Here is a 6,230-nt window from a genome sequence, read left to right on the forward strand (position 1 = left end):
CGTCACGCGTAATCATCGCTGTAAAACAATAACGCGCAATGGCTACAAGCCAGCATGGATGCGCTGCGCCAGTATGCGACTTATGACTGCGTGAAGGTTAAATAGTACACTCAATTGTGCTTTTTAACGATCTTATATCGGCTTGATCTGGTTTTACTATCAACTTAGTTGTACAATTAAATTGATAGTAATTTGAAACAGTCCAAGGAGCCCCCCGATGATCACCCTGACCTTTTCCGATGCTCGTCAGAAATTTTCCAGCGTACTAGATACCGCCGTTAATCAGCCCGTGAGGATTACCCGCCGTTCAGCTCCTGATATGGTGGTCATCACTGCTGAGCAGTTTGCAGAGTTACAGCAGGCTAAATTTGATGCGTCTCTTGCTCGGGTGATGGGCAAGCCAAAGAATCAGGCCTTGTTCAAGGAACTTGCAGATAAATGATTTTTTTCTTATCTGTTGAGCAGGTCATAGCCATCCACGACAGTCAGTTAGAGTCTTATGGTGGGCTGGCAGGATACAGAGATATTGGTCTTGTTGAAGGAATGGTGGCCCGCGTTGAAAACCTTCATGCATACCAAGGTGAAAGTGATTTGTTTGTGCTGGCCGCGTCGCTGTTGCTTTCAATAGCTCGAGGGCATGGCTTCAATGATGCAAATAAAAGAACTTCTGTTGCATCAGCAATGGTATTTCTGGATATGAATGGTGCACCCATAATTCCGACAGAGGGTTTCGCTGACTTTGTGGTAGAAGCGGCGCAGGGAATTCATGATGTGCATGCTGTAGCGCAAGAGCTGAAGAGGCTCACAAATTAGAACTTAACCACTGTAACGATCAACCAAACCCGCTTCCTGGCGGGTTTTTTTATGGAGTTTTTATGCCAATCCCTACTCAATCCCAAATCGGTGGTGAACAGCAAGCTGCGCAAGCAATTGCTGATTCTATCGCTACCCAGCTAAGAGTTGCTATGCCAGGGATTATTCAATCATTCGATGCTGACGCCGTAACCTGCACCGTTTTACTCGCCATCAAAGGTAATGATTCTGGAATGTCTGGAGATAGTGAATCAGCAGACTTACCTCTCTTGGTAGACGTCCCTGTAATTTTCCACGCGGCGGTGGGTGCACACTGACATTCCCGGTCAAAGCTGGAGACGAGTGCCTGCTGATATTCTCCGATCGCTGCATAGATTTCTGGTGGCAGAACGGCGGTGTTCAGGAACCAGTAGACTCCCGTCAGCATGATTTATCTGATGCGTTCGCGATCATTGGCCTCCAGTCACAGGCAAAGAAAATCAGCGGTATCAGCAGCAGCGCCGCGTAGTTCCGCAGTGATGATAGCGGGGCATATGTTGAAATTGACCCCACAGACCACACCGTCACCGTGCAGACATCCGGCAAGCTGATAGCGAATGCGCAGGGCGGTACCGAAATCACTTCGCCAACTATTGTACTAAATGGGGCGGTGACAATAAACGGCACCCTTAGCCAGGGCATGGGCGAGAGTGGCGGCAGTGCAAATATGCTTGGGCCGATTACCGTCACTAATGATGTCACGGCTGGTGGCATCAGTGTCAAATCTCACAAGCACAGCAGTGTGCAAACGGGTGGCGGCGATACCGGGGGGCCGATATGAGGTACCGCAGAGAGGACGAGAGCGGCGATTACACATTCGGTCAGGGTGATCTTTCCTGATTGACTCTCCGGAGGCGGTCGCTCAGGCGGTGAAAACCCGCTTTGAATTATAGCGTGGTCAGTGGTTTTTAGATTTAACCGAGGGTACTACGCCTTATAGCCAACAGGCGTTTAAGGCCAGCAATAAGGATATTCATGCGGCCAGTGTGCCGCCTACGGGCGCGCGCGGCATGTGATGGGTTTTGTATGAGGGATGGCACAAGAGATCTAAGGCGAGAATAAGAAAATAATAGCGGGTTATTGTATGGAGTTTTCAAATGGTAGCTGTAAAACAGCTACCTCATAGATTTTACTTCAAATATATTTATCAGGCATTATTTTACATGACACAAAAAATACAATTACTATTGTTAGTAATGTTAGTTTGCCAAAATGATTAGGAAAAAACTCTAAATAAAATACCGAAAACAAAACAATAAATGGAACTGTTGAGAATAATATGTTGAAGAATATATTCTTCACTATCGACCCATATCATTAAGTATATTCACAACTTCATCAAATGTTGAATTTGAATGTATTCTTCTGGATGCCTTGGAAATGATAGGGCCGATATATATGTATAACATCTCTATGTTATTGGCGCGCAATGAATTATAGTATCCCGGTTCAATTATTTGCAATCTTCTTGCTGCCATTGCGGATTTTTGAACCTTACCATATAAATCGATACTCGTGATTAAAAATAAACCTTTTCTGTTTATTTCTGTTCTCACTATATTGGACATAGATATTGATTCAGATACTGTTTTAGCTATAGAGTCAGCCATTGCCTTCTTAGTGGCTGTTGTAACTGAAAGCTTCGCACCTAATTTAGAGGAATAATAAGTAGTGCTGCGCATATTTTCACGGGGTGTATTCTTTTCAAGAACATAATCGATATAAAGTTTTATCATGTCATAGATAACATCAGATCTTTTATATATTTCTGATATTGCCTTCATTACTCTTTTGTCTTCCGATTTTATCTCTTGGCATTCGCTTGCATACTTTTAAAAGAAACAGGATGTATACCAACTGACTCTTTCAGCACCACTGTATACACTCTCAATTGTTCCTTTTACAGATTTTATGGTTCCTTTTATCCCGCGATCTAGTGATAGTGATAATACCCTGTCTGCATTTATTTTTTCTTTTAAAGAAACGGAATTATTCATTAAACAGCACTCCATTGATTGTTAATAATTGTGTACTATACGTAATAATTATGGATTTTAAATACTACAATGGAGTTTTACGATGCGACTGGCTAAATTTGGGACTTTTCTTGTTTTATTTGTTGTATTGTTCTTGGCTATTCCAGAAGTGCTGGTTTTTGTGTTGTCAAGCGACCAGTTCGGTGACGCTATCAGTTATTTTAATTTTCTGAACACGAATATTCTAATAGCACTATTTTATGAAATGGGCATCCTCGCTTTTATTCTTTCATATGTAATTACGAAAATGATTTTTTATATAATAAAAAAATAAATTACTTATAGATAATAATTACTTAGCAAGCCACTCCAACGCCAGATCCCCAATCCACTCACTATCGCCGTCAGTGAAGCCTAACAACTGGCGGCGTTCGTATTTCACTGTTGGCCCGTTCTTTGTGACTTTATCCCGCAAACCGTAATGATGGACTCTAACCATATTATTGATCTTGCCGCTGAACGTAACAGCGGCCTCGTCGGTGCTGGATTCGGTTTTGATAAAACGGGCGGTGCTTACAATCTCCTCCGGTAACATAATCAGTATGTCGGAAGATCTCTAAAAATGAATGGGCCGTTTTGGTGGGATACTTACAAGATAGGTGGTCGGTATCTTGAAGAGTAAATAATATTACCCGTAAATTTAAGCCTCTAATTGGACTGCACCCCAAATGTGGGCTTCTACGGTCTGGCGTCAGCGGGGTGGTTATTCTTTATTCAATCAACGGTGGGAATTAGCCAAGATCCGTTTCGCGTAGCTAGTATAGGATAGCTGAAAACGCGTTGAATTGCCTGATATCCCTACTGGCCCCTGATTGAAGCTGTTAATCAGGGCTACCAGGTACCTGTTTGGCCTGCTGGCTCGGTTGAGTAGCACTATCGTTAACCTGTCAGCGAGTCTTACTTTTATATTGATCTCATCTTGCCGAAAAGATAATGACTAACAGTATCATTCATTATTTTCTTGACAAGAAAACATATCCATTTGATTGAATTTTATGGAATAGGAATTTTCCTACAAATAACAGGATGAGTCTTAACTCTTGTTTTTTCTATTTCTATTACTATCAACCCTATAATAAATGGTCACTTCACTTTAGTGACTCAACAATCGATAGAGCGTATTCCACCCCCATGTTTGCTGATGATATTGAGATAATGTTAGAGGGAATATTTCTCCTTCTGGACTCTATTTATGTCTGAATTATGCAATTTCAGCAATCCCCAGCGATATGTCATGTCTGCGATAAATACAGACAATTAATAGAGTAAATTTATGCATATACAATTCAGAGAGCTTATTTCTACCTCACCCGCGCAACCGGACGCTGGGCATCAACACCTCTTCAGCCGTGTTCCTGCAGCCGCGATTAATCCCATTACATTGGCGATTATTGTTGCGTTCTCCACCCTTACCTTGCCACAAACCGCACGGGCGACGTGCAGTAGCTCCGGGGTGGGAACCTATGTTTGCGAAGGTGAAAATAACGCCGGGATCATCTTGAATGGCACGGATATTGCCGTTGAGACCCGGCCAGGTTTTGGCATAACAGAGCCTGGAGGGGCGGAACCTGCGCTCTCGTTAATTGGTTCTGGTGCCATCAGCTACCTTGATACCAACAGGTCTGCGCTTGATACCACCGGTACCGATTCTTTGTATATCCAGAATGATACCTCGATGACTGGGCAATCGACGTCCATTAACATTCAGTCCAACAGTTCTATTGGTAACGGTATCAACATTAACAACCGCAGTGGCGCTGATGCGACTATACAGATAGATCTCTCAGGCACGTTATCCGGTAACCTAAATGGCTCTGCTGCCCTTTCAATCCATTCATCGGCTGAGGGTAATTCTGCGTTCACATTGAATCTCGATGCTCTGTCTGGTTCTATGGGTCTCCAAAGCTACAATGATTCACGCAGTGGAATAGTCACCACTAATATCAACATCGCCAACGATATTAACGTTGAGTATTCGGGTGCCTCTATTAACAACACGGGCAATGGAGAGACCAGCATAATTAGTTTCAACTCAAAAAATATCCGTACAGAACTCGATGGCTTGAATGTTTATAATACTAATTATTCAGGGGCAGTGATAACCGATATCAATATCGATGGCGATATCAGTTCAGCCAATAGCCAAGCTGCCACTTTTTATAATAGTGCTTATGATGGTCCTTCAAGCTTTAGGCTTCGGGCGAACCATATCACGGGTGAATATGCTGGCCTTTATATCAGCAATGATAGCCGTAATAGCTCAGTGATAACCGATATCCTGTTGACGGGGGATATTACGTCTACTTCAGGGGCGGGTTTCGTGTTCAATTCCTATGTGGAAGGGGGCGACAGCGGTGCATCTATCAAGTTAAATAACATCTATTCTTACTACGAAGCGCTTAGTTTGAGTGCGAATACCGTCAATGGCGATATGCGGTTTGACCTTGATATTTCAGGCGATATTGTTAACGAATATGGTACCGGAATTTTAATGATGGGGGGAACTTCTGAAGGTAACTCCACCATAATAATCAATGCGAATAATATTAATTCCGGCAGCCAATCGCTCAGTGTTAGCAACTATAGCTATTTAGGCGCTGCCTTTTCTGACATTACTGCGAGTGGGCATCTCCTCTCTGAACATGGACAAGGAGCCATTATCAATACTACCTCCAATCAGGGGAAGGCCACCACTGTCATCAATTTAAATGACATCACCGCCGTGGGCAGTAGTATAGAGATATACACCGCGGCGAATGAGGGGGATTCAACCACCGATCTCACCGTGACGGGCCAGATTAACGCCAGTGACGGGGAGGGTATTACCCTTCATGCACTGGCCACTGACGGCAGCACTCTGGTCAACGTTGACGTCAATAATATTGCCAGTGAATACGATGCTATTTACCTCCATAACTCGGTTACCGGCGTGGACAACGACACATCGACCATTGATTTAACCACCCGGGGCGCACTGGTTTCGCAGCAGGGCTACGGGATTAATATCGACACCAATACCGCAGACACCTATGTCACCGTGGGCGGCCTGGTGCACGGCGGCGGCGGCACCGCAATTGGCATCCATCGGCTTGATAACATTCAAAAATCAGCCACGTTAGAGCTGCAATCTGGCTATGCCCTTGAAGGGGCCACGCAGGCACTGGTATTCAATGGCAGTTACGCGGATATGAATGATGCCGCGCTGGATCTGGCCAACAGCCATCTGGTGCTGGGTGGAACAGGAGCCGCCGCGTTCGATCTCGGCCGTATTGATAACCGCGAAGAGGCTATTCTGGATGGCGATTCGAACCGGATCACCGGTTTCGGCACCCTGACCAAAAC

The 6,230-nt window shown here is 44.3% G+C and carries 6 protein-coding genes and 2 pseudogenes; 6 read left to right on the plus strand and 2 right to left on the minus strand.

Going from position 1 to position 6,230, the window contains the following annotated elements:
- Positions 1–217 precede the first annotated feature (217 nt).
- The 5 genes and pseudogenes from AC971_RS20995 to AC971_RS25395 all read left to right on the plus strand — a co-directional run.
- Positions 218–442, plus strand: a complete 225-nt coding sequence (locus AC971_RS20995) for a type II toxin-antitoxin system Phd/YefM family antitoxin (protein ID WP_025383659.1) — start codon at positions 218–220, stop codon at positions 440–442.
- On the plus strand, positions 439–813 hold the full coding sequence (locus AC971_RS21000) for a type II toxin-antitoxin system death-on-curing family toxin (protein ID WP_025383660.1): 375 nt from the start codon (positions 439–441) through the stop codon (positions 811–813). Before AC971_RS20995 ends, AC971_RS21000 begins: the two co-directional genes overlap by 4 nt.
- A gap of 152 nt (positions 814–965) precedes the next feature.
- Positions 966–1,321 (plus strand): annotated as a pseudogene (locus AC971_RS25860) (Gp138 family membrane-puncturing spike protein).
- Positions 1,322–1,381: 60 nt separating this feature from the next.
- Positions 1,382–1,633 carry a hypothetical protein gene (locus AC971_RS25865; protein WP_404282627.1) on the plus strand — a complete coding sequence of 84 codons (252 nt, stop codon included), beginning with the start codon at positions 1,382–1,384 and terminating at the stop codon, positions 1,631–1,633.
- A pseudogene (locus AC971_RS25395) lies at positions 1,630–1,742 on the plus strand (hypothetical protein); the annotation flags it as partial. The gene AC971_RS25865 and the pseudogene AC971_RS25395, both read left to right, overlap by 4 nt.
- A 411-nt stretch (positions 1,743–2,153) precedes the next feature.
- On the opposite strand, the gene AC971_RS21010 reads toward AC971_RS25395, so the two are convergent.
- Together AC971_RS21010 and AC971_RS21020 are read right to left on the minus strand one after the other, a co-directional pair.
- Positions 2,154–2,636: a hypothetical protein gene (locus AC971_RS21010; RefSeq protein ID WP_231573049.1), complete on the minus strand. Its 483-nt coding sequence runs from the start codon at positions 2,634–2,636 to the stop codon at positions 2,154–2,156.
- Positions 2,637–3,180: 544 nt separating this feature from the next.
- Positions 3,181–3,423: a phage virion morphogenesis protein gene (locus tag AC971_RS21020; RefSeq protein WP_082160208.1), complete on the minus strand. Its 243-nt coding sequence runs from the start codon at positions 3,421–3,423 to the stop codon at positions 3,181–3,183.
- A 738-nt stretch (positions 3,424–4,161) separates the two neighbouring features.
- Between AC971_RS21020 and AC971_RS20990 the strand changes: the two genes are divergently transcribed.
- A partial coding sequence (locus AC971_RS20990; protein ID WP_414826411.1) for a beta strand repeat-containing protein occupies positions 4,162–6,230 on the plus strand: 2,069 nt, incomplete at its 3' end.

Origin of the sequence: Yersinia similis, assembly GCF_001053095.1 — a bacterium.
Lineage (GTDB): Bacteria > Pseudomonadota > Gammaproteobacteria > Enterobacterales > Enterobacteriaceae > Yersinia > Yersinia similis.

Excerpts from the sequence above, each read along its gene's own strand:
- AC971_RS20995 (WP_025383659.1), top strand. The coding sequence starts at position 218 with ATGATCACCCTGACCTTTTCCGATGCTCGTCAGAAATTTTCCAGCGTA.
- AC971_RS21000 (WP_025383660.1), top strand. The coding sequence starts at position 439 with ATGATTTTTTTCTTATCTGTTGAGCAGGTCATAGCCATCCACGACAGT.
- AC971_RS21010 (WP_231573049.1), bottom strand. The coding sequence starts at position 2,636 with ATGAAGGCAATATCAGAAATATATAAAAGATCTGATGTTATCTATGAC.
- AC971_RS21020 (WP_082160208.1), bottom strand. The coding sequence starts at position 3,423 with ATGTTACCGGAGGAGATTGTAAGCACCGCCCGTTTTATCAAAACCGAA.